20 protein-coding genes are annotated in these 23,193 nt (G+C 37.1%); 9 read left to right on the forward strand and 11 right to left on the reverse strand.

Going from position 1 to position 23,193, the window contains the following annotated elements; genetic code table 11:
- Positions 1 to 139: 139 nt before the first annotated feature.
- The 3 genes from ACOH2D_RS10150 (at position 140) to ACOH2D_RS10160 (ending at position 1,577) form a co-directional block, all read left to right on the forward strand.
- Positions 140 to 853 carry a DUF4197 domain-containing protein gene (locus ACOH2D_RS10150; protein WP_449535152.1) on the forward strand — a complete coding sequence of 238 codons (714 nt, stop codon included), beginning with the start codon at positions 140 to 142 and terminating at the stop codon, positions 851 to 853.
- 204 nt (positions 854 to 1,057) lie between these two features.
- Positions 1,058 to 1,258, forward strand: a complete 201-nt coding sequence (locus tag ACOH2D_RS10155) for a Lacal_2735 family protein (RefSeq protein WP_348036754.1) — start codon at positions 1,058 to 1,060, stop codon at positions 1,256 to 1,258.
- A gap of 91 nt (positions 1,259 to 1,349) precedes the next feature.
- Complete coding sequence (locus ACOH2D_RS10160; RefSeq protein ID WP_449535153.1) at positions 1,350 to 1,577, forward strand: Lacal_2735 family protein; 228 nt, start codon at positions 1,350 to 1,352, stop codon at positions 1,575 to 1,577.
- Here the strand turns inward: ACOH2D_RS10160 and ACOH2D_RS10165 are convergent.
- The 10 genes from ACOH2D_RS10165 to ACOH2D_RS10210 all read right to left on the reverse strand — a co-directional run bounded on the left by ACOH2D_RS10165 (position 1,546) and on the right by ACOH2D_RS10210 (position 16,341).
- A complete protein-coding gene (locus tag ACOH2D_RS10165) occupies positions 1,546 to 2,334 on the reverse strand; it encodes an ABC transporter substrate-binding protein (RefSeq protein WP_348036752.1) in 789 nt (262 codons plus the stop codon). The genes ACOH2D_RS10160 and ACOH2D_RS10165 overlap by 32 nt on opposite strands.
- A 69-nt stretch (positions 2,335 to 2,403) precedes the next feature.
- Positions 2,404 to 3,225: an orotidine-5'-phosphate decarboxylase gene (gene pyrF, locus ACOH2D_RS10170; protein WP_348036750.1), complete on the reverse strand. Its 822-nt coding sequence runs from the start codon at positions 3,223 to 3,225 to the stop codon at positions 2,404 to 2,406.
- Between the two features lie 111 nt (positions 3,226 to 3,336).
- The gene (prfA, locus tag ACOH2D_RS10175; protein ID WP_449535154.1) at positions 3,337 to 4,413 is read right to left on the reverse strand and encodes a peptide chain release factor 1; all 1,077 of its coding nucleotides are present in this window, start codon (positions 4,411 to 4,413) and stop codon (positions 3,337 to 3,339) included.
- 525 nt (positions 4,414 to 4,938) lie between these two features.
- Entirely contained in the window at positions 4,939 to 7,491 is a 2,553-nt protein-coding gene (locus tag ACOH2D_RS10180; protein ID WP_449535155.1) for an adenosylcobalamin-dependent ribonucleoside-diphosphate reductase, read from the reverse strand.
- 191 nt (positions 7,492 to 7,682) lie between these two features.
- Positions 7,683 to 8,627, reverse strand: a complete 945-nt coding sequence (locus ACOH2D_RS10185; RefSeq protein WP_348035672.1) for a DUF3078 domain-containing protein — start codon at positions 8,625 to 8,627, stop codon at positions 7,683 to 7,685.
- 30 nt (positions 8,628 to 8,657) lie between these two features.
- Positions 8,658 to 9,836: an AIR synthase related protein gene (locus ACOH2D_RS10190; RefSeq protein ID WP_449535156.1), complete on the reverse strand. Its 1,179-nt coding sequence runs from the start codon at positions 9,834 to 9,836 to the stop codon at positions 8,658 to 8,660.
- Positions 9,837 to 10,391: 555 nt separating this feature from the next.
- Positions 10,392 to 10,532 carry a hypothetical protein gene (locus ACOH2D_RS10195; protein ID WP_348035676.1) on the reverse strand — a complete coding sequence of 47 codons (141 nt, stop codon included), beginning with the start codon at positions 10,530 to 10,532 and terminating at the stop codon, positions 10,392 to 10,394.
- Between the two features lie 244 nt (positions 10,533 to 10,776).
- Positions 10,777 to 12,963: a glutamine synthetase III family protein gene (locus ACOH2D_RS10200; RefSeq protein ID WP_348035678.1), complete on the reverse strand. Its 2,187-nt coding sequence runs from the start codon at positions 12,961 to 12,963 to the stop codon at positions 10,777 to 10,779.
- Between the two features lie 122 nt (positions 12,964 to 13,085).
- The gene (locus ACOH2D_RS10205) at positions 13,086 to 14,033 is read right to left on the reverse strand and encodes a calcium/sodium antiporter (protein WP_449535157.1); all 948 of its coding nucleotides are present in this window, start codon (positions 14,031 to 14,033) and stop codon (positions 13,086 to 13,088) included.
- Between the two features lie 277 nt (positions 14,034 to 14,310).
- A complete protein-coding gene (locus ACOH2D_RS10210; RefSeq protein ID WP_449535158.1) occupies positions 14,311 to 16,341 on the reverse strand; it encodes an endonuclease in 2,031 nt (676 codons plus the stop codon).
- A gap of 576 nt (positions 16,342 to 16,917) precedes the next feature.
- Between ACOH2D_RS10210 and ACOH2D_RS10215 the strand changes: the two genes are divergently transcribed.
- The 6 genes from ACOH2D_RS10215 to ACOH2D_RS10240 all read left to right on the forward strand — a co-directional run bounded on the left by ACOH2D_RS10215 (position 16,918) and on the right by ACOH2D_RS10240 (position 22,391).
- Positions 16,918 to 17,070, forward strand: coding sequence for an SsrA-binding protein (locus tag ACOH2D_RS10215; RefSeq protein WP_348037717.1), 153 nt, complete (start codon positions 16,918 to 16,920; stop codon positions 17,068 to 17,070).
- 64 nt (positions 17,071 to 17,134) lie between these two features.
- Positions 17,135 to 18,376: a DEAD/DEAH box helicase gene (locus tag ACOH2D_RS10220; protein ID WP_348037715.1), complete on the forward strand. Its 1,242-nt coding sequence runs from the start codon at positions 17,135 to 17,137 to the stop codon at positions 18,374 to 18,376.
- A 136-nt stretch (positions 18,377 to 18,512) separates the two neighbouring features.
- Positions 18,513 to 18,839: a DMT family transporter gene (locus ACOH2D_RS10225; protein ID WP_348037713.1), complete on the forward strand. Its 327-nt coding sequence runs from the start codon at positions 18,513 to 18,515 to the stop codon at positions 18,837 to 18,839.
- 282 nt (positions 18,840 to 19,121) lie between these two features.
- Positions 19,122 to 20,105, forward strand: a complete 984-nt coding sequence (locus ACOH2D_RS10230) for a hypothetical protein (protein ID WP_449535159.1) — start codon at positions 19,122 to 19,124, stop codon at positions 20,103 to 20,105.
- A gap of 5 nt (positions 20,106 to 20,110) precedes the next feature.
- The gene (locus tag ACOH2D_RS10235; protein WP_449535160.1) at positions 20,111 to 20,470 is read left to right on the forward strand and encodes a DoxX family protein; all 360 of its coding nucleotides are present in this window, start codon (positions 20,111 to 20,113) and stop codon (positions 20,468 to 20,470) included.
- Between the two features lie 49 nt (positions 20,471 to 20,519).
- The gene (locus ACOH2D_RS10240) at positions 20,520 to 22,391 is read left to right on the forward strand and encodes a M1 family metallopeptidase (protein WP_449535161.1); all 1,872 of its coding nucleotides are present in this window, start codon (positions 20,520 to 20,522) and stop codon (positions 22,389 to 22,391) included.
- Between the two features lie 108 nt (positions 22,392 to 22,499).
- On the opposite strand, the gene ACOH2D_RS10245 is transcribed toward ACOH2D_RS10240, so the two are convergent.
- Positions 22,500 to 23,183 carry a M15 family metallopeptidase gene (locus ACOH2D_RS10245; protein WP_348038539.1) on the reverse strand — a complete coding sequence of 228 codons (684 nt, stop codon included), beginning with the start codon at positions 23,181 to 23,183 and terminating at the stop codon, positions 22,500 to 22,502.
- Between the last annotated feature and the right edge of the window lie 10 nt (positions 23,184 to 23,193).

The following is a 23,193-nucleotide window of genomic DNA, read 5'->3' on the forward strand; positions in this document are numbered from 1 at the left end:
GTTTCAATAGCATTTGGAATACGTCTTGTTGGATAAAACAGATAGCCTAAACCTATAGGATTTTCTCAAAGATTTTTCCAAAACCAAGATATCTAAATTTTTTGCTATATTTTTGGGCTCACAAAAAAATAAATTATTTATGAAAAAGTCGTTAGTTGTTTTACTCGTACTATTTACAATGAATTCTTGTGCAGAATTACAAAGTGTGGTCGATTCTTTGCCACAACATGGAGGTATTTTAAACAATACTGATATTGCATCTGGCCTAAGACAAGCCTTGGATTTAGGGATTGAGAAACAAGTGACCAAATTGACCAAAACAGATGGTTTTTATAGAAATGAGTTGGTTAAAATACTCTTACCGAAAGAATTACAAAAAGTTGACAAAGGTTTGCGTGATATAGGCTTGGGCAGTTTAGCGGATGAAGGCTTGAAAGCGCTGAATAGAGCTGCTGAAGATGCCGTTAAGGAAGCAACGCCTATTTTTGTTAATGCCGTTAGGGACATCACTTTTGCAGATGCTAAAAACATCCTTATGGGTACTGATGATGCAGCGACAAAATATCTAACCAGCAAGACACAAACTTCATTATATGATAAGTTTCATCCCGTAATCAACAATTCGTTTACTAAGGTTGGAACGGATAAAGTTTGGACCAACTTAATTAATAGATATAATGCTATCCCTTTCACAAGCAAGGTTAATCCAGATTTAACAAATTATGTTACGGCAGAAGCCTTAAAAGGTGTCTATACGATGATTGCTGTTGAAGAAAAAGAAATCAGGAATTCTGTGGGTGCCAGAAGTACAGACTTGTTAAGAAAAGTATTCGCTCTTCAAGATAAAAAATAAATCAAGGATTTTAGAGGTATTTGAAATCAGATCCATTTTTAAGCGAAATCCTACAGACTTTTGGACTTCCTTTTGATTTGTAAGAATAAGATTAATTAAGGTCGGCTGAAACACTCAGCTGGCTTTTTTTATGAAAATTTTAAAAAATTTAACTTGCTACCTATCTGTATTTTAGATATATTTAAGCTTCAAAAAGTTGTGGTCATGAAAAGTCTAACTGAAATTAAAGAGCTTCAAATCAAACTCCAAAACCGTTACAAACAACTCATAGAACAAGCCTACAACGTTCGTCAAACCGATCACGCCTTAAGCGATATTTCTGAATATAAAGCCATCAAGCTTTTAAATAAGCTGAACCGCTTGAAGTATTTGAACAGAGAAAGTCCACGTACGCGCTTAACTTAAAAAACTTTATCAAAACTTTAACTTCACACCCACAACCTTAGATAGTTATTCGACGTATTTATAGATTACAAATCCATCATAAACTATCAACATGAATCAACATTTTTGCAAAGTCGGAAAAATCAGGTTTGGCCTGAGTGAGGTCATCAACCTAAAAGAAATAGAAAAGAATTATTTAAAATTTTCTGAAGAAGCGTATAATCTTATGCAGACAGATTCCAGTTTAAGCGACTTTTTATATGAAGAAGCCAATAAGCTGAAAAAATTAATTCTGAGCCTAAAAAGCGCTAACACAAATGATGTTGATGCAGCGTTTTAAAGTAATCAAACGCTTTCAATAATCGCGATCCATACCAAGAGAACATTTCGCCATCGACCACAAGGATCGTTGCGTTGGGAAAAAATGTTCTGATATCTTGCACATGACTTTCATGGAAAGGAAATGGCTCGGTTGATAGCAGCACCAATTCTGCGGATTCTGGTCTGTTTTTTTGGAGAATCACTTCAGGGTAACGCTCTAAATCGCTGTAATAATTCTCAAATTTATTGAGATGTAATAACTCATCTATGAAATTGTCTTTTGCAGCGACCATCCAAGGTTGTTTCCAAATAAAATAGGCAGCACTTCTTTTAGGCTTATCTTGTATAAATTGGTCGAAATCTAACTTCTTTTCAGTGATTCCTTTAATGATTGCATTGGCATTTTCTTCTTTAGAAAACAGCGCTCCATATAACTTTATTAACTCCAGAGAATCGTCAATAGTGTAAATATCACTGATGTGAACGGTTGCTATTTTTTCTAACTCCTGAATCATCTCTTTTGTGTTTTCTTCTTTATTACACAAAATGATATCAGGATGCAAAGCTTTTATTTTATCGAAATGGACCTGTTTTGTGCCACCAACGATAGATTTATTTCCTTTAAGATGAACGGGATGAACGCAGAATTTTGTAATGCCCACGATGGCATCTTCAAGACCTAAATCGACCAAAAGCTCTGTTTGGGATGGCACCAAGGAGATGATACGTTTTGGAGTTTCAATTAGTGATATAGTTCTATTGAGTTGGTCTTTCATTTTTTCTCGCAAAGGCGCAAAGGCGCCGAGTTATTTCACAGAGTTGCACGGAGAAATTCTCTAAACCAATTAAAACTTCTCACTCAAAATGACAGCCATTTCCAACTGTAATTCTTGAGCTTTTTCAGCAGCATTTTCCGCAAAACCCTCATCATTTGAGGCGTAAATAATCCCTCTTGACGAATTGATTAATAAGCCTACAGTAGCATTCATTCCGTATTTGCACACCTCCTGAAGATTGCCACCTTGTGCGCCAACACCGGGAACCAACAAGAAACTATTTGGAATTATTTTTCTAATGTCCGCCAAATATTCTGCTTTCGTAGCGCCTACTACGTACATCAAATTTTCAGAATTTTTCCAGGTTTGTGAGGTTTCTAAAACGTATTTATAAAGTTCTTTACCTTCGATGATTTTTGTCTGAAAATCAAAAGCCCCTGCATTGGAAGTCAAAGCCAAAAGAATGGTATGCTTTTCTTTAAACTCCAAAAACGGCTCTACAGAATCCTTACCCATATAAGGCGCCACAGTGACACTATCAAAACCTAAATCCTCAAAAAAAGCTTTGGCGTACATACTGCTGGTATTGCCAATATCGCCGCGTTTGGCATCGGCAATAGTGAAAATTTCAGGATAGTTTTGATTGAGATATTGAATCGTTTTCTCTAAGGATTTCCAACCTTTTAATCCGTAAGCCTCATAAAACGCCGTATTGGGTTTATAGGCAACACACAAATGATGTGTGGCATCAATAATGGCTTTATTGAAGGCGAAAATAGGATCTTCTTCCTTTAGAAGGTGTTGTGGAATTTTGTTTAAATCAACATCCAATCCAATACATAGAAAAGATTGTTTTTTTTTGATTTGGGAAATAAGGTGTTGTGTTGTCATTCCTCCTTAATCCTCCAAAGGAGGAAACTGTTATGTGATTTCTCTTATAAGACATCAAAAAAAAATACTTCTGAGTGTCCTTTCCTTTGGAAAGGAGTCAGGACAGGATTTTTAAATTACGTCTGTATTTGATTTTAATTTCTGGGTGTTTTCAGCCAATTGCAGCTCATCAATGATGCGTTGGATATCGCCGTTAACGATATTACCTAAATCATAAAGTGTCAAACCAATTCTATGGTCTGTAACACGACCTTGCGGATAGTTATAGGTTCTAATTTTAGCACTTCTATCTCCAGAAGTTACCATCGTTCCACGTTTTGCCGCATCTGCTTCCAGTTTTTTGGCCAACTCCATTTCATATAATCGAGATCGCAATACCTTGAAAGCTTTCTCTTTATTTTTGTGTTGCGATTTTTGATCCTGACATTGCGCCACTAATCCGGATGGAATATGTGTTAAACGCACTGCAGAATACGTGGTATTTACCGACTGACCTCCTGGCCCTGAAGAACAGAAAAAGTCAATGCGCACATCTTTTGGATTAATTTCAATATCAAATTCTTCCGCTTCCGGAAAAACCATAACCGTTGCAGCACTAGTGTGAACACGACCTTGGGTTTCAGTTTGTGGTACACGTTGCACACGGTGTACACCAGCTTCAAACTTCATGGTGCCATAAACATCGTCACCAGAAATTTCAAATTGAATTTCCTTAAATCCGCCGTTGGTGCCTTCACTATAATCTACCGTATCAACCTTCCATCCTCTGTGCTCACAGTATTTAGTGTACATTCTAAATAAATCGCCGGCAAAAATACTCGCCTCGTCCCCTCCAGTTCCCGCACGAAGCTCAATAATCGCATTTTTGGAATCTTCCGGATCTTTCGGGATCAACATAAATCGAATCTGATCTTCTAGTTTTGGAATTCCTTCTTTAGCCTCGTCATACTGCAATTTTGCCATTTCCACCATTTCTGGGTCGCTACCATCATCTAAAATCTCTTGGGCTTCCGCCAAATTGTTAGTCAATTCCAAATACTCTTCACGCTTGTTCATCAACTTGCGCAACTCTTTATACTCTTTATTGAGTTCTATATAACGCTTTTGATCCGTGATGATTGCTGGCTGAATGATTAAATCACTGACCTCATCAAAACGTTGTTTTACTATTTGTAACTTGTCTAACATAATTGGTTTAATTGTGATGCAAAAGTACGATAATTTCTTAATTCTGAATCGGGAATTTTTATTACAGATTAAAGAAAACTGATCCGAGATTAAATATTTAATTCTAGTTCCTAAAAATCAGATTGAATTTATTTTAAAAAATAAAAATGGGATAATTTCGTTTCATTGATATGATTAACCGCTTAGGAGCCATATTGTTATTTTACAAATCATTTTTCTTATGGTCCATGGCTGTCAATATTCTGATTGTCATTTTCGATCCTTATATTCTACCAAGCATCACTACCAAACTTCTTTTAACAATTTTTGTCTGGTATTATATAAAGGAAACCCACGCTAGGCGAAAACTGAATCTTTATAAGAAATTAGGAATTTCAACATGGCGTCTATTCTCAACATTGTTTGTAATTGACATCGCGATTACAATTACCTTTCTGCTGTTAATGAAAGCCTTTGTATGATTATAGGTACTTTTAAACAAAAAAAAAGAGGTCATAGACCTCCTTTTTCATATACATTTAAATCTTACCCACATTTTGATGACCCACAATCTTTACAAGTCAAGCAACCTTCTTGGTAAATAAGATTTTCAGATTTACAAGCACTGCATGATTGACCTTTTACTTGCGTACCATCTTCAACATAACGTTTTAACGCTCGGCCCACACCATTCTTCCAGGTATTGATGGACTCTGTATCCAATTGCAAACTATTGATTAGATCTACAATTTTGTCAATCGGCATCCCGTGGCGCAGTGTACTTGAGATTAATTTTGCATAGTTCCAATATTCAGGATCAAATTTATGCGACAAGCCTTCAATGGTCGTTTTATAACCTCTGATATTGGTGTATTGAAAATCGTAACGTGAGCTACCATCTTCGTTTCTGTTTTTTATAATCAAACCTTCATTGACCCAACGTGGAATCAAAATTCCATCCTCATCATCGGCTAACCCTGTGAAAATCTCATAAGGCTTCCCATCGATCAAGCCAATGAAAGCAATCCATTTTTCTTTATTGTTCTGAAATCTCACAACATCAGCTGCCAAGATTTGTGGACGTTTGGTTGGAAATGTCGTAAAGGTTTCATTTTCGTCCTCCTTCTTTTCGTCATTAGAAATCAACACACCAGAACGTGAACCATCTCGATATACGGTAACACCTTTACAGCCCGCTTCCCAAGCTTCCATGTATAATTTGCCCACCAACTCCTCAGTGGCATCATTAGGCAAATTAATGGTCACGCTAATGGAATGATCAACCCATTTTTGAACAGCACCTTGCATGGCTACTTTACTCATCCAATCTACATCATTGGAAGTGGCTTTATAATAAGGTGATTTCTTAATCAGGGCATCCAATTCCTTTTGATCATAGTTTTTGGCAAGATCATAACCATTGACTTCCATCCATTGTTTGAATCGGTGATGGAACACCACATATTCTTCCCAGGAATCGCCCACCTCATCCACAAAATCCACTCGCGCTTCCTTATCATTAGGATTTACTTTACGACGTCTTTTATAAACAGGCATAAAAACAGGCTCAATACCAGACGAGGTTTGCGTCATTAAGCTGGTCGTGCCTGTTGGCGCAATGGTCAATAAAGCAATATTACGTCGACCAAATTCGGTCATATCATAATACAAGGCTTCGTCTGCTGCTTTTAATCTCTGAATGAAAGGGTTGTTTTTTTCACGTTCAATATCAAAAACCTTAAATGCCCCACGTTCTTTAGCTAAATAAACTGAGGCACGATAAGCCGCTAGCGCCAAGGTTTTATGAACTTCTACTGAAAATGCATTTCCTTTTTCACTGCCATATTGAATTCCTAAACCGGCAAGCATATCCCCTTCCGCCGTAATTCCAACACCAGTTCTTCTGCCTTCCTGAGTTTTCGTTCTGATGTTTACCCATAAATTTCTTTCGATTGCCTTAACCTCATCGCCCTCAGGATCTGCATCAATTTTCTGTAGAATGACATCGATTTTCTCCAATTCTAAATCGATAATATCATCCATAATACGTTGCGCCGCGGTTACGTGTTTTTTGAAAAGTTCAAAATTGAAGCTTGCGTCCTTGGTAAAAGGTTGTTCTACGTAAGAAAATAAATTGATCGCCAATAATCGACAAGAATCGTAAGGACATAGCGGAATTTCACCACATGGGTTTGTTGACACTGTTTTGTAACCTAAATCAGAGTAGCAATCGGGAACAGATTCATTGATAATTGTATCCCAAAATAAAATGCCAGGCTCAGCTGATTTCCAGGCATTATGTACAATTTTTTTCCAGATGCCATTGGCGTCAATGGTTTTTGAAAATTTAGGATTATCACTGAAAATCGGATATTTTTGAGTGTATTGGCTGTTCGATTTTACAGCCTTCATAAAGTTGTCATCAATTCTTACAGAAACATTAGCCCCCGTAACTTTGCCCTGTTCCAACTTGGCATCGATAAAATCTTCAGCATCGGGATGATTGATAGAAACAGACAACATTAAGGCACCTCGGCGTCCGTCTTGAGCGACCTCTCGCGTAGAATTAGAATAACGCTCCATAAATGGAACAATACCCGAAGATGTTAAAGCAGAATTCTTAACTGGCGAACCTTTTGGACGAATATGCGACAAATCATGACCTACTCCGCCACGACGTTTCATTAACTGAACTTGTTCCTGATCAATTTTCATGATTCCGCCATACGAATCAGAATCCCCTGAATTACCAATTACAAAACAGTTGGAAAGTGAGGCGATCTGAAATGGATTTCCAATTCCGGCCATCGGACTTCCTTGAGGCACGATATATTTGAAATCTTTGATCAAATTAAAAACCTCCTGTTCAGACAATGGGTTTTCATATTTTGCTTCCACGCGCGCAATTTCTTTTGCAAGGCGTTGATGCATGTCATTTGGTGTGGATTCATAAATATGACCATCAGAATCTTTCAAGGCATATTTATTCAACCAAACGCGAGCGGCTAAATCATCGCCATTAAAATAATTAAGGGCGGCTTCAAAGGCTTCTTCTTGGGAATATGTTGTGGTAGGAACAATGAGGGAATCAGCTTTCATGGATTGCTATGCTTTTATCGGTTAAATTTTTTTTTAAAACATAAAGAAACAAAAAACAATCAACTTCGAATATGACTTAAGTCATAAACCGTACAGAGAAAGCAATTCAATCCACTATAGGCCAGGTATCTAGCGATTTATGAACATTCAAAAGTTAACAAATTATTATAACAAGACATAAATTTCTATGTTTAGAAATTGATAGCAACACCAACACCTAAAACTTGCTTCCATTGCACGCGAGCACCGTTTTCAACATACACACCTGCCACATCGGTAGGGGTTAATATCTTGATGTCATCATCATATCGGAGATGGGAACTTAAAGAGGCTCTTACAAACTCATTCACTTTAAATTCAAAATTCACAAGCCAATCCACATCCACATTTCCAAAACTTTTAATATAGTCGGTATACAAATTCAGCTTGGTTGAAATTTTAATATTTTCAAACATTTCAGTTTCAAAAAAATGGGTCACCAAAATACCAACTTCATTTCTGACTTTTTGACCAGACCTGATTAAATTTCCATCCAGATCATACACTGCACCCTCTACACCAAAAGCGCCTTTATCAGCTAAGGCTGGGTCCAATACGAAGGTGGTCTTAACCGTTAAAGGCGAAAAATAAAATGCGAACTTTTCTAAATCTTTACCATATTCAGCACCCGCACCTATAAACATATATCCAGGTGCCATAAATTTTGAAATAGCTCTTGATCGATCAGGATAATTGTAGCCATTAGTAAATTGCGTCTTAAAGTTGAATTGCGCAGAAAAGAACCAATTGGTCAATGAATCCTTTCTGTAGCCCATATTAGAACTCACCTCCACCATATCCTCGGTCTTTCTCAAACTTTGACTCTCTTGCTTGTTCACGCCATAGCGGATTTCGCCCTTATTTTTCCAATAAAAATTATCGTTTGTGTAATTTAATGAGGATCTAAAACCCATAAGTCCAGAGATGGAGTTACTCCCTCCAGCATTCCAGTTAACAAATGTCACTTCGCTAACATCAAGGCTGGCCTTGTTATTTTGAATCCATTTTGGTTTTTCAACGACAGCTACTGAATCTTTAGTTTGACTGTTTAAAAATTGGCTCAACAATACCAAGCAAATACATAAAATCTTTTTCATTAAGTAGGGGTTAATGTTTTAGACTAGTTATTAATAAATAAATTCTCCAAATTCACTCGTAATCGTTAACTGCTTTTTAGCGGCATTTTCCACCCTTCCCACTATTTGCGCATCTACATTAAAAGATTTTGATATTGCAATCAGATCTTCAGCGATAGAAGGCGACACATATAGTTCCATACGATGGCCACAGTTAAAAACTTGATACATTTCCTTCCAATTGGTATTGGATTGCTCCTGAATCAACTTGAATAACGGAGGAACTGGAAATAAATTATCTTTAATAATATGAAGACTTTCTACGAAGTGAAGAATCTTGGTTTGAGCACCGCCACTGCAATGGACCATTCCATGAATATCCTGAGAAGTATATTTAGATAGAATCTCACTGATTATTGGCGCATAAGTACGTGTTGGTGAAAGCACTAATTTTCCTGCATTTATAGGAGAACCTTCAACGGCATCCGTCAATTTTACGTTTCCAGAATAGACCAAATCATCAGGCACAGCAGCATCAAAACTTTCTGGGAATTTTTCAGCCAAATATTTATGAAACACGTCATGTCGCGCAGAAGTAAGCCCATTGCTACCCATACCACCATTATAATCTGTTTCATAGCTCGCTTGCCCGGAAGAGGATAAACCTACTATAACATCACCAGCTTTAATGTTGGCGTTATCAATCACATCAGAGCGCTTCATTCGCGCTGTTACCGTAGAATCCACTATAATTGTGCGGACCAAATCTCCCACATCAGCAGTCTCGCCACCTGTAGAATGTATGGTTACTCCAAAGGATTTTAATTCAGTGATGAGCTCTTCCATACCATTGATAATGGCAGAAATTACTTCCCCTGGAATTAAATTTTTATTTCTACCAATTGTAGAAGAGAGCATGATATTGCTTGTCGCTCCAACACAGAGCAAATCGTCAATATTCATGATCAAGGCATCTTGAGCAATACCTTTCCACACCGAAACATCGCCAGTCTCTTTCCAGTACATATAGGCCAAAGCGGACTTTGTACCGGCGCCATCAGCATGCATGATTAAGCAATAATCCTCATCATTGGTGAGATAATCTGGAACAACTTTACAAAATGCCTGTGGGAACAAGCCTTTATCTATGTTTTTAATGGCATTGTGCACATCTTCCTTTGAAGCTGAAACACCTCGTTGCGCATACCTTTTACTTACGTCTTGACTCATAACTTTAATTGGAAAGGCAAAAATAAGGATTGTATTTTAGTTTTCCTTAATAATCGGATTTGAATTGACAAAGGTTGACAAACCTTCTATATAATCCTTTCTTATTATTATTATTATTATTATTATTATTATTATGGCCACTTAAGCAAAGAATTGGACCAAAAAGCTACGCCAATAAGCATCATCAAGGGCTCCAATGAATAAAACTTTAAGTTCATCGCTTAAAAGGTCATTATAGCCTGCCATAAACCCCCAAGCTCCTCCACTCTGAAATAAATTTATCATTTTCGCATCGGGCTGAAGGGGCGGAGTTCAGAGGTGTCAGGAACGTAGAATTCTTTCTAAATAGACTAACAACAATTTATGCGTAATCTTAAAATCCCACAACTTTTTGACTTGATCCTTTTTGACTTGATCCCTGAAGTTTACTTTTTAGAAAATCTCGAAAACAAAAAAGGACAACCAATTTTTTTAATTAGTTGTCCTTTTTTCCGTTTTCAAAACATGATTAAAAAATGAATGTTTCTACTCGAAAACTCATCTTAGTATTTAAGTTTAGAGTTGTTTTTTAGGTCCGTCATGGTTTACTACTACTGTACTTTTATTTACAGCTGAAGTATCATCCTTAGAATCATCTTGAGAAAACAAATAGGTCGCAAATGCCAAAGCCGCAAGGCTAAGAATAAGTTTTTTCATCTTTACAAATATTGATTAATAGCGATACAAATCTATGAAATTAAGGCATTGATTTGTAGTAATCAAGCAACTATCTTAACCGTTTGTCGATCTTTTCGATTAGCTGCATTTTATCAAGATGAAATACATTAATCCGACGAACGACATACGTAGACCTACGCATTATAACGATGAAATGGCATTAACAGGAAAAACCTCTAACTAAAGAGGCTCTTCAACACATTTTTATACTTGATAATTCAGTTTAACTGGTAAATAACAATTCGCGGTATTTTGTCATTGGCCAAAGCTCATCATCCACCATTAATTCCAGCTTATCACAATGGTAACGAATACTGTCAAATAACGGTTTTACCTTAAAGCAATATTCATTCGCTTTCAGTTCGAAATCTGCTAAAAGATTAGCCTTTCTTCTCTCATCGGTCATTTTAGTAACATCAGAATTTATTGAAGAAATATGCTCCGAAATATCCTCGATCAAATTCAGCTGTTCCTGGGCGAACTTTTTAAAATCCTTGCCATAGATTTCTTTTAGTCCAACGACGTTTTTAATCAGTCGATTTTGATACTGCACGGCTACTGGCACAATATGATTACGGGCAATATCTCCAAGTACCCGACCTTCAATTTGGATACGCATGACATAATCTTCCATTTCAATTTCATAACGTGCTTCAGATTCAATCCGGTTCATAACGCCCATCTCCTCAAAAAGCTCGATTGTTCTTTTAGACACTTTCGCTTTTAAAGCTTCAGGAGTAGTTCTGTGATTGCTAAGACCACGTTTTTTCGCTTCTTTTTCCCAAGCTTCACCATAACCGTTGCCTTCAAAAAGAATGTTTTTTGATTTCTTAATATACTCTCTCAAAACATTGAAAATGGCATCATCCTTTTTCATGTCTTTTTTCGTAATCAATTGATCCACCTCCGTTTTAAAGTCAGTCAATTGTTTCGCCACGATAGTACTCAACACAGTCATCGGATTAGCGCAATTGGCCGTAGAACCCACCGCTCTGAACTCAAATTTGTTACCGGTAAAGGCGAAAGGCGATGTTCTATTTCTATCCGTATTGTCCAATAATACATCAGGAATCTTGCCAACCACATTTAGTTTCAAATCCGTTTTTTCTTCAGGCGACAAGATGCCATCCGTCACATTTTCCAATTCGTTCAAGACTCTTGTTAACTGCTCGCCAATAAAAATCGACATAATTGCAGGCGGCGCTTCATTGGCTCCTAAACGATGATCATTACTTGCAGAGGCGATGGAGGCGCGCAACAACTCTTCATTGTCATTGACCGCTTTAATTGTATTTATAAAAAAGGTTAAAAACTGCAAATTGCTCATTGGAGTTTTTCCTGGACCTAATAAATTAACCCCAGTGTCTGTGCTCAAACTCCAGTTATTATGTTTTCCAGAGCCATTAACGCCTGCAAATGGTTTTTCATGAAACAACACTCTAAAATTGTGACGATCTGAAACCTTGTCCATCACATCCATTAATAACGAATTATGGTCGACCGCCAAATTAGCTTCATCAAATATAGGCGCCAATTCAAATTGGTTTGGAGCTACTTCGTTATGTCTTGTTTTAACAGGAATACCCAAAAGCATACATTCAATTTCCAAGTCCTTCATATAAGACAATGCCCTTGCCGGAATAGAACCAAAATAATGGTCATCCAATTGTTGTCCTTTTGCCGCTGAATGACCTAATAAGGTTCGTCCAGTCTGCACGAGGTCTGGTCTTGACGCTGCCAAAGCACTATCCACCAAAAAATATTCTTGTTCCCACCCTAATGAGGTGTTTACTTTTTTTACATTTTTGTCAAAATATTTACAAACTGCTACTGCAGCGGTATCCATCGCAAACAACGCTCGTAACAATGGCGTTTTATAATCTAAAGCCTCTCCTGTATAGGACACAAATACTGTTGGAATGCACAATGCCGTTCCATATAAAAATGCCGGAGAAGTTGGATCCCAAGCGGTATACCCCCGGGCTTCAAATGTATTTCTAATTCCTCCGTTAGGAAAACTCGAAGCGTCAGATTCCTGTTGCACCAACTGACTGCCGCCAAATTTCTCTATAGCCAATCCGTTTCCGATAGTTTCAAAAAAAGCATCATGTTTTTCAGCCGTTGAACCTGTTAATGGCTGAAACCAATGTGTATAATGAGTTGCTCCTTTTGAAATAGCCCATTCTTTCATACCCGTTGAAATATGGTCCGCCACAGAGCGATCTATTTTTGTGCCGTTCTGCATCGCAGACATCACACTGTCAAAAGCTTCTTTGGTTAGAACCTGGCGCATAGTAGCCTCATTAAAAACATTGGCACCAAAAATGGCAGAACGCCTTTCGGTTTCTTCAATATGAACAGGTTTGCGATCAAGAGTTTTCTTTATAGCGTAGAAACGTAGTGTTGACATAATTATATATTTAATTATTATGTCACAAAAGTATGGAAAAATGATTAGAAATTAATTTACACCCTAAAAAAAATAGGGCTCATGAGCAAAATTTATGATAAATTTGATAACAACCCCCTGTTTTAGACACGGAATGTCGTGAAGACGAAAAATAGATAAGCACCCAATAAAATAAATCCTTTGATTCTACCTATTTCAAATCGTTTAGGCAATAAGAACATCGGAATCAAAATGGCAGCAAAACCAATCATCCAAAACATATCGCTACTCAATATTTGAGTACTATTTACCGCGATGGGCTGAATCATGGCGGTAATACCCAGGACGGAGGCTATATTAAAAATATTGGAACCAATTAAATTCCCCAAAGAAATTGCATGTTCCTTTTTTAATGCTGCAATAACAGATGCCGCCAACTCTGGCACACTTGTACCCACAGCCACCACAGTAACAGAAATAACACGCTCACTGACCCCAAAAGAAGTTGCCATTTCTTTCGCTCCAAACACGAGCCATTCACTCCCAAAATAAAGAGATACCGCACCAATAAGTAACCAAACAATAATTTTAAATCCTGAAGTCACCTCAAGCGTTTTGTCTATATTTTGAACATCAGCTTCAGACGCTTTTCGAGAACGCTTAATCAATACGACAAGAAAAATAATGAGAGAAAGCATCAAGGCAGCACCTTCCCATCTGTTCAAAACATTACCGCTTTTTAAAAAGAAATACAAGACGACAGATAACAACATCATCATTGACCAATCCATTTTGTAAAGATCCTTGTTAATAGCCAATGGCGATATAATGGCTGTAATCCCCAAAACCAAACCAATATTCGCAATATTGGAACCTATAACATTTCCTAAGGCGATATCGGAATACCCTTTTAAAGCCGCCTGCAAACTCACTAAAAACTCAGGAGCAGATGTGGAAAACGAGACCACCGTCATCGCGATAACCAGTTTGGAAATATTAAACTTAAGAGACATGGCCACGGATGAACGCACTAAAAACTCGCCACCTACAACCAACAGGATTAATCCCAAAAACAACCAAACTAAACTCATGAAAAATATTTTTTTGCGAAGATACTCTATTCCCTTTATGATAAAAGGATGGAAGTTTATGAATTTTGTAAAATTCAAAACCAATATATCAAGATCAGATTCTGGAAAAGCAAGACCAAGAATTTACTGAAAGTTTTGCTAACCGATATTATTTTGTGTAAAAGATTAAAAACGACATGGTCATTATCACGTTGGAGAAATACTGACTGAATTTTTCAGATAAACAAAAAGCCCAAATTTCTATTTGAAATTGGGCTTTTATTTTTACAAAAAAAGTCTACTCCAGCACTATTTTTTTAGTCACAGATTGTCCTTCGGATTCTAAACGCAGCACATAAATCCCAGTTGTTAAGCCAAAATCTGAAGAAAGACTAAAAGACTGATCTCCATTCAACTCCTGCGCCATAACTTCACGGCCATCCATGGTAAACAGTTCCAATTTGGTATTGCCCTTAATGCCTGAAATATGAATTTGATCCCGTGCTGGATTTGGATAAATCCTAATATCCATAGTATTAACTTCCGGAAGACTTAATCCTTGACTCCAAACTTCCCCGACTTTATTCCCCCAGATATATTCGATCAATTCAGGTTGGTCAATAAATGGATTTCTATTCATTTGCCAGGTAGAGATAATATTGTTGCGGTTCATTTCAAAATCGTCAGGCGGATCATTCCGATGCCATTCTAATAAAGTTTCTAAATCTCCAAGCCGACCTTTCCTGCCTTCGGGAAACCCATTTACAATCTCCAGTCCGTTATAACGTACCGCCAAATAGAAAACACCTCGCGCCACATCGCCTTTAAATTTACCTAATCCCCCAACTGGGCCGTTATATTGTCCGTAATGTAAATTATTGCGTCGGCTATTTTCTCGCGAATCGACCACGCGAAGGGCATGCGCGTCACTATTGCCATGACGAAGCGAATCGGCATTGGTATTCCAAAAAATTTCTTTGCCGTCAAAAACCTCATCTAAATTAATACTGTAATATCCAGCTCTACTTCGTGGATACGTATGTTCTCTATTCCATGTACCCAAATTCTCACTCCCATATTGATAATCTAATTTCGACCTTCCCTTTTCCAAATAGACCAACCACACTTCATTGCTGTGTTCAGGATTTTGATCGGCTTCTTTCAAAATTTCAACAACCTCAGCATAAGTTTGCGCCCTAACCACGCCTTCTTCGGCAATAATATCTTGGAGAGCCTTTCGCAATGTCACATCTGCCAAGCCATCTAAACTATTATAATATTCATGAGGCTGCGTGCTGTTGACCCTTCCAAAAGTTGGATTGATTGGCGTGCCAAAATCAGCCCTCGTAAAATCATTATCAATAACCCTAATCAATTGATGATTGTTGAGAACCATAAATGTCGGCGGAAATCCCGAAATCGTCACTTTCATGATCTCATCGCCTTCGTCGTCAGTGTCATCAATTATGGTAATGGTTGTTGTTACCGTATTTCCGCCGTTAGGAATTGTCAATGAAGTATTTCCAGTAAAATCTGATGTATTAAATCCATAATTGTCCAAACTTAGAGTAAACATCAAATCTTCTGTGACGCTTTGCTCCGTATTAAAGGTAATTTCGAGCGTATCGCCTTCATCATATTGGGTTCCTGAAATGGAAATTAAAATGCCATTGAGCACAATCCCAGAACCATCGTTTAATCTTCTTGGCGTAGGTATTGTTGCACTATACGTCACCAGACCATCTCCATCTACAAAACGCTGAATAGAATTCCTGTTATTGTCTGCGCCTTCATTGATCTGTTGGATATCTGGATCAAATGCCCTGAAAACTTTTAATAGACCAATAGCCTCAGGATCATTGGTACCATAAATCAACACATCCACTAACGTATCATCAACATAAGCCAAGGTGTGTTCCGGAAAATCCAAATCGTCTGCCCGATAGAGTGCCACAGCATCAGCACCATTTTGAATGACCGAAACCGGAATCAAATAGTGAGGTGTTGGCACAACAAAATTGCTTCCAATCAGCAATAATCCATTGATATCCGTTTCATAACCATCTAAATCCAACGCCAAATAACTTTTGTTACCACCGGAAACTGAACCATTGAAAAACACAAGCACATATCCGTCCAAAGGAAAATTGGGCGTTTCTGAGAGGAGTTCAACAAATTCCTTATCGTCAATACCCGGCGTATCGCAATCCAATTCATTTATAACGACTTGACTTAACGCCATACTTGAAAAGACGATAAAAAGAAAAAATGTAATGCTATATTTCACAAGAAGACCTTTTCCATAAAGATACATAACTAACTCATTCATAGGCAGTTTTAATTTTATAAGAAAATCGATTTTACAATTTATGACTCTCCAAAAAGCAAAACTAAAAGCTCTCAAGAAAGATGGAAACACTAAAACCTCGAATTTATCAGATAAAACTCGCCTTAGTATTTTGAAATCGACTAAAAAGCGCCCTGTAGAACTAACACTTTTAACATTAACTGTTCCAATAAGATTACAAAAACGAACATTAAATAAGATATGATAATACTTTACGAAACCCCAACCATCATTATAACTACAAACTAAAAGTCAATTTCATTAAAACCACTAAAACATTAGGGAGATAGTTTCTAAAACATATATATTGAAAGGACAATTGCAATTCTGTACTAAACACTAACCTTTTAAATGCTTAACTTATGATCACACTTGTCAAAATTATAATCGCTATTATTTGTCCATTAGCTAGATGAAAAAACTAAGTAAAACTCAGTTCCAGAATGAGTTTTGGCCTTAGTTTACCAAACCATAGCCGTTTTAATACTATTCAGAAGTTATATTTATATATTTGTTACCGTTGCTACACATAAGTATCTACTTTACAAGAATATTATCATGAAGAAAAGCTTTTTCAAATTGTTAGCAAAAGTCAACAAAGCACTACTGCCAAGCTATTCAAAACAACAGCTTGACCTTTCAAAAGCTACAAAAACACAAATGGCCATCATTGGCTGGCGTGTGTTTGTTACCAAAAATGCCTTAGATTAAAAGCATGACTGCATCTTAATATTTCCACTATATTTTCTGTTATCTTTGCAGAAAATAATCATCAATGTCATTTAAGGACTTACAACTCAACAAACCCATTTTAAAAGCGGTAGCCGAATCTGGTTACGACGTCCCTACTTTAGTTCAAGAGCAAACCATTCCATTGGTATTGGCCAAAAAAGATGTGATTGCGTCTGCACAAACAGGAACGGGTAAAACCGCTGCCTTTGCACTTCCTATTTTGCAACTTCTTTTTGATAAGCAAGATGACACTAAAAAAGGCAAAAAAATCAGAGCCTTAATTGTCAGTCCTACTCGAGAATTGGCGATTCAAATTGCCCAAAACTTTAAAACGTATAGTAAACATACCAATTTAAGAACGATGGTTATTTTTGGAGGTGCGTCTATCGAACCTCAAATTGACCTACTTAAAAAAGGTGTGGACATTGTGATTGCCACTCCAGGACGTTTACTCGATTTGCACAAACAAGATGAAATCAATTTAGATTATGTAGAAATCTTAGTTTTGGATGAAGCTGATTTGATGTTAGATATGGGCTTTATTGATGAAGTCACAAAAATTGTACGCTTGTGTCCGGAAGAGAGACAGACCTTATTATTTTCTGCAACAATTCCTTTCAAAGTCGAACAATTGGCGAACTCTATTTTAAAATCGCCAGAACGTGTGGAAGTCACACCTACCTCATCGGTTGCTAAAAACGTGAGTCAAGTGTTGTATTATGTTCCGAAACAAGACAAGATTGAATTATGCCTGCATCTTTTACGCAATACCATTACAGGAAATATCCTGATTTTTAGACGGACTAAATTCGGCGTTGAAAAATTGGAGCAAACCTTAATCAGAAATGGGTTTAAGGTGGAAAGTTTTCATGGCGACAAAACACAAACTGACCGACAATCAGCATTAAACAAATTCAAACATGGGCAAGCCAACATTCTTATTGCTACCGATGTTGCCGCAAGAGGTCTTGACATTGACGAGCTAGATGCCGTTATTAATTTTGATATTCCAAACGTACCGGAAACCTATGTGCACCGTATCGGGAGAACCGGACGTGCTGGACATTTCGGCAACTCTTATTCGCTCTGTTCTGCAGATGAAAAAGCCTATATCAAAACCATTCAGCAGCTCATTAATATCCAAATTCCTGTGGAGGACAGCCATCCTTATCCGTTAGATCCCATGGCGAAACCTATTATTCACAGCTCCAAAAAAACCGGAAGTAAGCATAAAAAAGGACGCAAAGGACAAGGATCAAAGAGCAATAAAAAACGCTGGTATTAAATATAGGAGCTTGAAGTTGGAAGCACGAAGATGGAAGCGTGAAGCATGGAGTTTGAAAACTCTTACGGAGACGCTAAGTGGCAAAGCTGGAATGGCTTTGTCTTTTACTCAAAGAAATAGATAAAATTTTCATTTTATGAATTGGATCATATTAATAATCGGTGGCTTATTTGAAGTTGGATTTGCGGCGTGTTTAGGAAAAGCAAAATATGCTACCGGAACCGCCGTAACATGGTGGTATGTAGGATTTGTAATCTGCCTAACTATTAGCATGTTGCTTTTGATAAAAGCCACTGAAACATTGCCCATTGGAACCGCATATGCCGTTTGGACTGGCATTGGCGCCATTGGAACCGTTTTGGTGGGTATCTTAATTTTTAAGGAGTCTGTAGATTTTTGGCGTGTCTTCTTTTTGGCGACTCTTATTCTTTCTATTGCGGGTTTGAAATTTGTGTCTAATTAAGCACATTTTCATTTTCTCATTTCACTTTATAATTGACGCCCCAAATAGCCCTACAATTTTCAATTTCACAAGAGCCTTTTAGCGTTTGAAAACATGAATTAGTAGTTCCTTTTTTTATTTGTTTATCAAAATATCATCGCCTTATTTTATTAGTGCTTTTTTATTAATAAATGTATCTTTAAAGTCTTGTATATTGAAAATGCATCTACAAATGAAGGAAAATCATTTTACTCGTTTGCTTCGTCCTAAGTCATGCAATTTAAATAAAAGACAACACCACCTATGAATTATAAGTTTGCTCCCATTTATTTCTTACTGTTTTTTGTGAGCATCAGCTTTTCACAAACCAAAATAAAAGATGCGCAGTCAAGTTATCCTGTCTCTTACGCTACCGTATCTTTTAACAACGGTAATGGTTTATTTGCAAATGATGAAGGCGAATTTGTTTTCACAAAAAAATTGTACCCAGATATTGACACCCTCTACATTTCGGCATTAGGCTATAAAGATCTTAAAGTAGCGACCTTAAACTTACCTAACACCATTCTGATGGACACCGAAACCAATGCTTTAGATGAAGTATTGATTACCGCAAAAATAGATCGGAAATTCAAGGAAGAGAAAGTCAAACCATATTTGGATGATGATTATTACCATTGCTGGTTACCTACGATAGAATCTGAAATTGCCGTTTATTTTTCAAATCCTGATCCGGCTTTGAAAAAGATAACCAAAGTACTTTTCCCAATGACCTTAGAATCCAAAGATTGGGAGAAGCGCAAACGTTCCAACGCTGATAAAAAACCATTTTCAACCTTATTTAAAGTCAATTTTTATAACAATGACAACGGCTTTCCTGGCAAAGAAATCATCAACCGCACCATCGTTTTTAGAGTAACGGAAAAAGATGGGGACCAATTTATTTTAGATGTGTCTGATGAAGACATCTTCATTCCTGAATCTGGAGTTTTCGTATCCTTACAGGTTTTAGGATATACCGACGACAAAGGTAAATTGTTATCTAACAAAAAATATAAAGAAATCAAATCCAACGATGGGAGTATTATAAAAATACCAACCAATTTCAGACCACTTCTTCCGTTTACTGATAAAATCCCTCAAAGCAGAACTTTTGTCAAACGTGTTTTTATTAATGGCAATCAATGGACACGATTTGAAAAGGGCAGCAATTTTCAATCGACACTTCTACAATCAGGACTCAATAACTATGGCATTGGATTAACATACAACGTCTATAAAGACTAAAATCTATGAACTACCCTTGGCACCTTTACCTCATGGCAGCACTCTATATTTTTGCAGGAATGATGCATTTCATTACGCCAAAAACCTATTTACGGATCATGCCAAGATATTTGCCTAATCATAAAGTATTGGTGAGCTTGAGCGGTGTCGCAGAAATTATGCTTGGAGTTGGATTGTGTTTTCCTTCAACAAAAAACATGGCCATTTCAGGTATTATTGCAATGTTGACCGTGTTTTTATTGGTGCATTTCTATATGCTTTCCAGTAAAAAAGCAGGTGCCGGCATTCCGCAATGGCTGCTGATCTTGCGCATTCCTTTACAATTTGGGCTGATGTACTGGGCCTATTGGTATTTGCAGTTTTAATTTTTCCTATTAAAATATTATCTTAGACAACTTAATTGTATAAAACGACATGAACACTTCAAAAGCTTTACTTTATCTAATCCTGTTTATCATGGCGAGTTGCGCACAGCCTAAAGAAGAAAAAGAAATTGTTTATAGCTATGTAGAAGAACCACATTCTTATGCCAAACCAAACAATGCTTTTATTAAGCACTTGAATTTAGATATTGTGGTCGATTTTGAAAACGAAATTATCAGTGGGAAAGCGACTTATGATATTGAAAACAACAAGAGTAGGCAAATCATTTTAGATTCAAAACACCTAAATATTGAATCCGTTTTAGCAGATGGTAAAGAAACGGAGTTTTCCTTAGGAATCAATGACAAATATATGGGTCAACCGCTAACGATCAACATCAATCAAGACACCAAAGAAATTACAGTTGTTTACAAAACCACCAAAAACTCTGAAGCCGTACAATGGTTAAAACCACAACAAACGGCTGATAAATCCTCCCCTTTTCTATTCACACAGGGACAGGCTATTTTGACCAGATCTTGGATCCCTATTCAGGATAGTGCACAAATACGCATTACTTATGAAGCCAATGTTCAAGTCCCTAAGGGCTTAATGGCCGTCATGAGTGCCGAAAATCCGACGGTAAAAACTGCAGATGGCTTATATCATTTTAGAATGAATCAAGCCATTCCCCCTTATCTTATTGCTTTGGCAGTTGGCGATTTTAGTTATAAAGCTATTAGTGAACGCACGGGTGTTTACGCTGAAAAATCAATGCTCAATAAATCCTACGAAGAGTTTTCCGATATGGAAAAGATGGTTTCAGCAGCCGAGCAACTTTATGGCCCTTATGCATGGGGACAATTTGATGTGATTGTGTTGCCTCCAAGCTTTCCGTTTGGCGGTATGGAAAACCCGAGACTAACCTTTGCCACCCCTACAGTTATTGCAGGAGATAAAAGCTTAGTATCCTTGGTGGCCCATGAACTAGCACATTCTTGGTCAGGAAATTTAGTTACAAACGCCACTTGGAATGACTTTTGGCTCAATGAAGGTTTTACGGTGTATTTCGAAATGCGCATTATGGAAGCGGTTTATGGGAAAGAACGCGCAGACATGCTCGCTCTAATTAGCAGACAGGATTTGGATGATGAATTGGAAAATTTAAAAGATGCACCCAATGACACCAAACTCAAACTCGATTTGAAAGGCAGAAATCCTGATGATGCAATGAACAGTATTGCGTATGATAAAGGCTATCTTTTTTTAAGAACTTTGGAAGAAACCGTTGGTCGTGAAAAATTAGATGCCTTTTTAAAAACCTATTTTAAAGAGCACGCTTTTTCAACTATGACTACTGAGAAATTCGTCGACTATCTCAACACGAATCTTTTGAAAAAAAACAATATAAGTTTCAATACCGACGAATGGATCAACCAACCAGGAATTCCTAAAAACCAAGCCATCATTAGCTCTTATAAATTTAAAAATGTGGAGCATATCCTTCAGGAATATATTACTAGTGGTAAAATTGATAAAAAAGTAACCGAAGACTGGACACCCCAAGAATGGGTACATTTCATCAGAAATTTCCCTAGGGATATGACCGCGGATCAAATGAAATATTTAGACGATACTTTAAACCTGACCAATTCCTCAAATTCCTATATTCAAATGGTATGGTATGAACAAGCTTTAAATCATGAGTACCACGGCAATAATGTAGATGCGAAAATTGAAGAATTTTTAACCCAAGTAGGACGACGTTGGTATGTAGAAACCCTCTTTAAGGCGTTTAAAAGAAACGACAGAATAGAAGATGCACTTAAAGTTTATGAAAAAGCACGACCAAGCTATCATTCTGTAACAGCAAAAACGATTGATGATTTATTGGGATATAAGCCAGATCAAGAAACAAACTAAAGGTTATTTGATCATTATTCCGAGTGTGAATGATGTTCACAGATAATCAGGCCTAGTTTCTAGTTTCTAGTTTCTAGTTTCTAGTTTCTAGTTAAAATTAAAAAACATTTACTCTACCAAGAAATCAAAATAAGTATCAGGAAATGGTTCCCATCTTAAGGTATAATGCCACCATTCTTTTTCATAGTTTCTGAAATTGTGCTTTTCCATGGCAGAACGTAGAATTGCACGGTTTTGTTTTTGAATTTCAGTGATATCGGGATTGTCCGTCCATGATTTTTCTCCAAAAAAATCAAAAAAACCTCCCATATCTAAAGGTTCACCAGTATTCGCATCTATAATGCCCAAATCGATGGTACTGCCTCTGCTATGTCCAGATTTTGACGCGATATAACCATCGCTAAACAAAAATTGCTTTTCTACTTCAGGATAAAATTTATGCTTGTTAATGGTGTCTCCTAAATCTTTAGCCCATCTGACAAAATGATCCACAGCACGTTGTGGCCTGTAACCATCGTAAACTTGTAAGCACAGATTTTGGCTTCGAAGATCCTCTTGCACCTTTTTTAAACCTTCTGCCGCTTCCTTTGTAAGAATCAATCTATTAGACTTATAACCTTCGATGGGCATTCCTACAAAATTATTATCTGTAAAATAGCGCAATTGTACATCCAAATCGGGAATCTCGTCTTGTGCGTATACAAATCCTTCAGCCAATTGAGACGTTGGAGTTTTGGCAAATGCGAATCCCAAAACAATCAGCACTAAAAGCAATCCTTTGTTTTTCCTCATAGTTGTGCTA

This window comes from Gelidibacter sp., assembly GCF_053579655.1.

Coding starts and splice junctions, on each gene's coding strand:
- ACOH2D_RS10165 (WP_348036752.1), bottom strand. CDS start 2,334: ATGAAAGACCAACTCAATAGAACTATATCACTAATTGAAACTCCAAAA.
- ACOH2D_RS10205 (WP_449535157.1), bottom strand. CDS start 14,033: ATGAGTTTAGTTTGGTTGTTTTTGGGATTAATCCTGTTGGTTGTAGGT.
- prfA (WP_449535154.1), bottom strand. CDS start 4,413: ATGTTAGACAAGTTACAAATAGTAAAACAACGTTTTGATGAGGTCAGT.
- ACOH2D_RS10235 (WP_449535160.1), top strand. CDS start 20,111: ATGAACTACCCTTGGCACCTTTACCTCATGGCAGCACTCTATATTTTT.
- ACOH2D_RS10220 (WP_348037715.1), top strand. CDS start 17,135: ATGTCATTTAAGGACTTACAACTCAACAAACCCATTTTAAAAGCGGTA.
- ACOH2D_RS10240 (WP_449535161.1), top strand. CDS start 20,520: ATGAACACTTCAAAAGCTTTACTTTATCTAATCCTGTTTATCATGGCG.
- ACOH2D_RS10245 (WP_348038539.1), bottom strand. CDS start 23,183: ATGAGGAAAAACAAAGGATTGCTTTTAGTGCTGATTGTTTTGGGATTC.
- ACOH2D_RS10215 (WP_348037717.1), top strand. CDS start 16,918: ATGAAGAAAAGCTTTTTCAAATTGTTAGCAAAAGTCAACAAAGCACTA.
- ACOH2D_RS10230 (WP_449535159.1), top strand. CDS start 19,122: ATGAATTATAAGTTTGCTCCCATTTATTTCTTACTGTTTTTTGTGAGC.
- ACOH2D_RS10210 (WP_449535158.1), bottom strand. CDS start 16,341: ATGAATGAGTTAGTTATGTATCTTTATGGAAAAGGTCTTCTTGTGAAA.
- ACOH2D_RS10160 (WP_449535153.1), top strand. CDS start 1,350: ATGAATCAACATTTTTGCAAAGTCGGAAAAATCAGGTTTGGCCTGAGT.
- pyrF (WP_348036750.1), bottom strand. CDS start 3,225: ATGACAACACAACACCTTATTTCCCAAATCAAAAAAAAACAATCTTTT.
- ACOH2D_RS10225 (WP_348037713.1), top strand. CDS start 18,513: ATGAATTGGATCATATTAATAATCGGTGGCTTATTTGAAGTTGGATTT.
- ACOH2D_RS10180 (WP_449535155.1), bottom strand. CDS start 7,491: ATGAAAGCTGATTCCCTCATTGTTCCTACCACAACATATTCCCAAGAA.
- ACOH2D_RS10190 (WP_449535156.1), bottom strand. CDS start 9,836: ATGAGTCAAGACGTAAGTAAAAGGTATGCGCAACGAGGTGTTTCAGCT.
- ACOH2D_RS10155 (WP_348036754.1), top strand. CDS start 1,058: ATGAAAAGTCTAACTGAAATTAAAGAGCTTCAAATCAAACTCCAAAAC.
- ACOH2D_RS10185 (WP_348035672.1), bottom strand. CDS start 8,627: ATGAAAAAGATTTTATGTATTTGCTTGGTATTGTTGAGCCAATTTTTA.
- ACOH2D_RS10200 (WP_348035678.1), bottom strand. CDS start 12,963: ATGTCAACACTACGTTTCTACGCTATAAAGAAAACTCTTGATCGCAAA.
- ACOH2D_RS10150 (WP_449535152.1), top strand. CDS start 140: ATGAAAAAGTCGTTAGTTGTTTTACTCGTACTATTTACAATGAATTCT.
- ACOH2D_RS10195 (WP_348035676.1), bottom strand. CDS start 10,532: ATGAAAAAACTTATTCTTAGCCTTGCGGCTTTGGCATTTGCGACCTAT.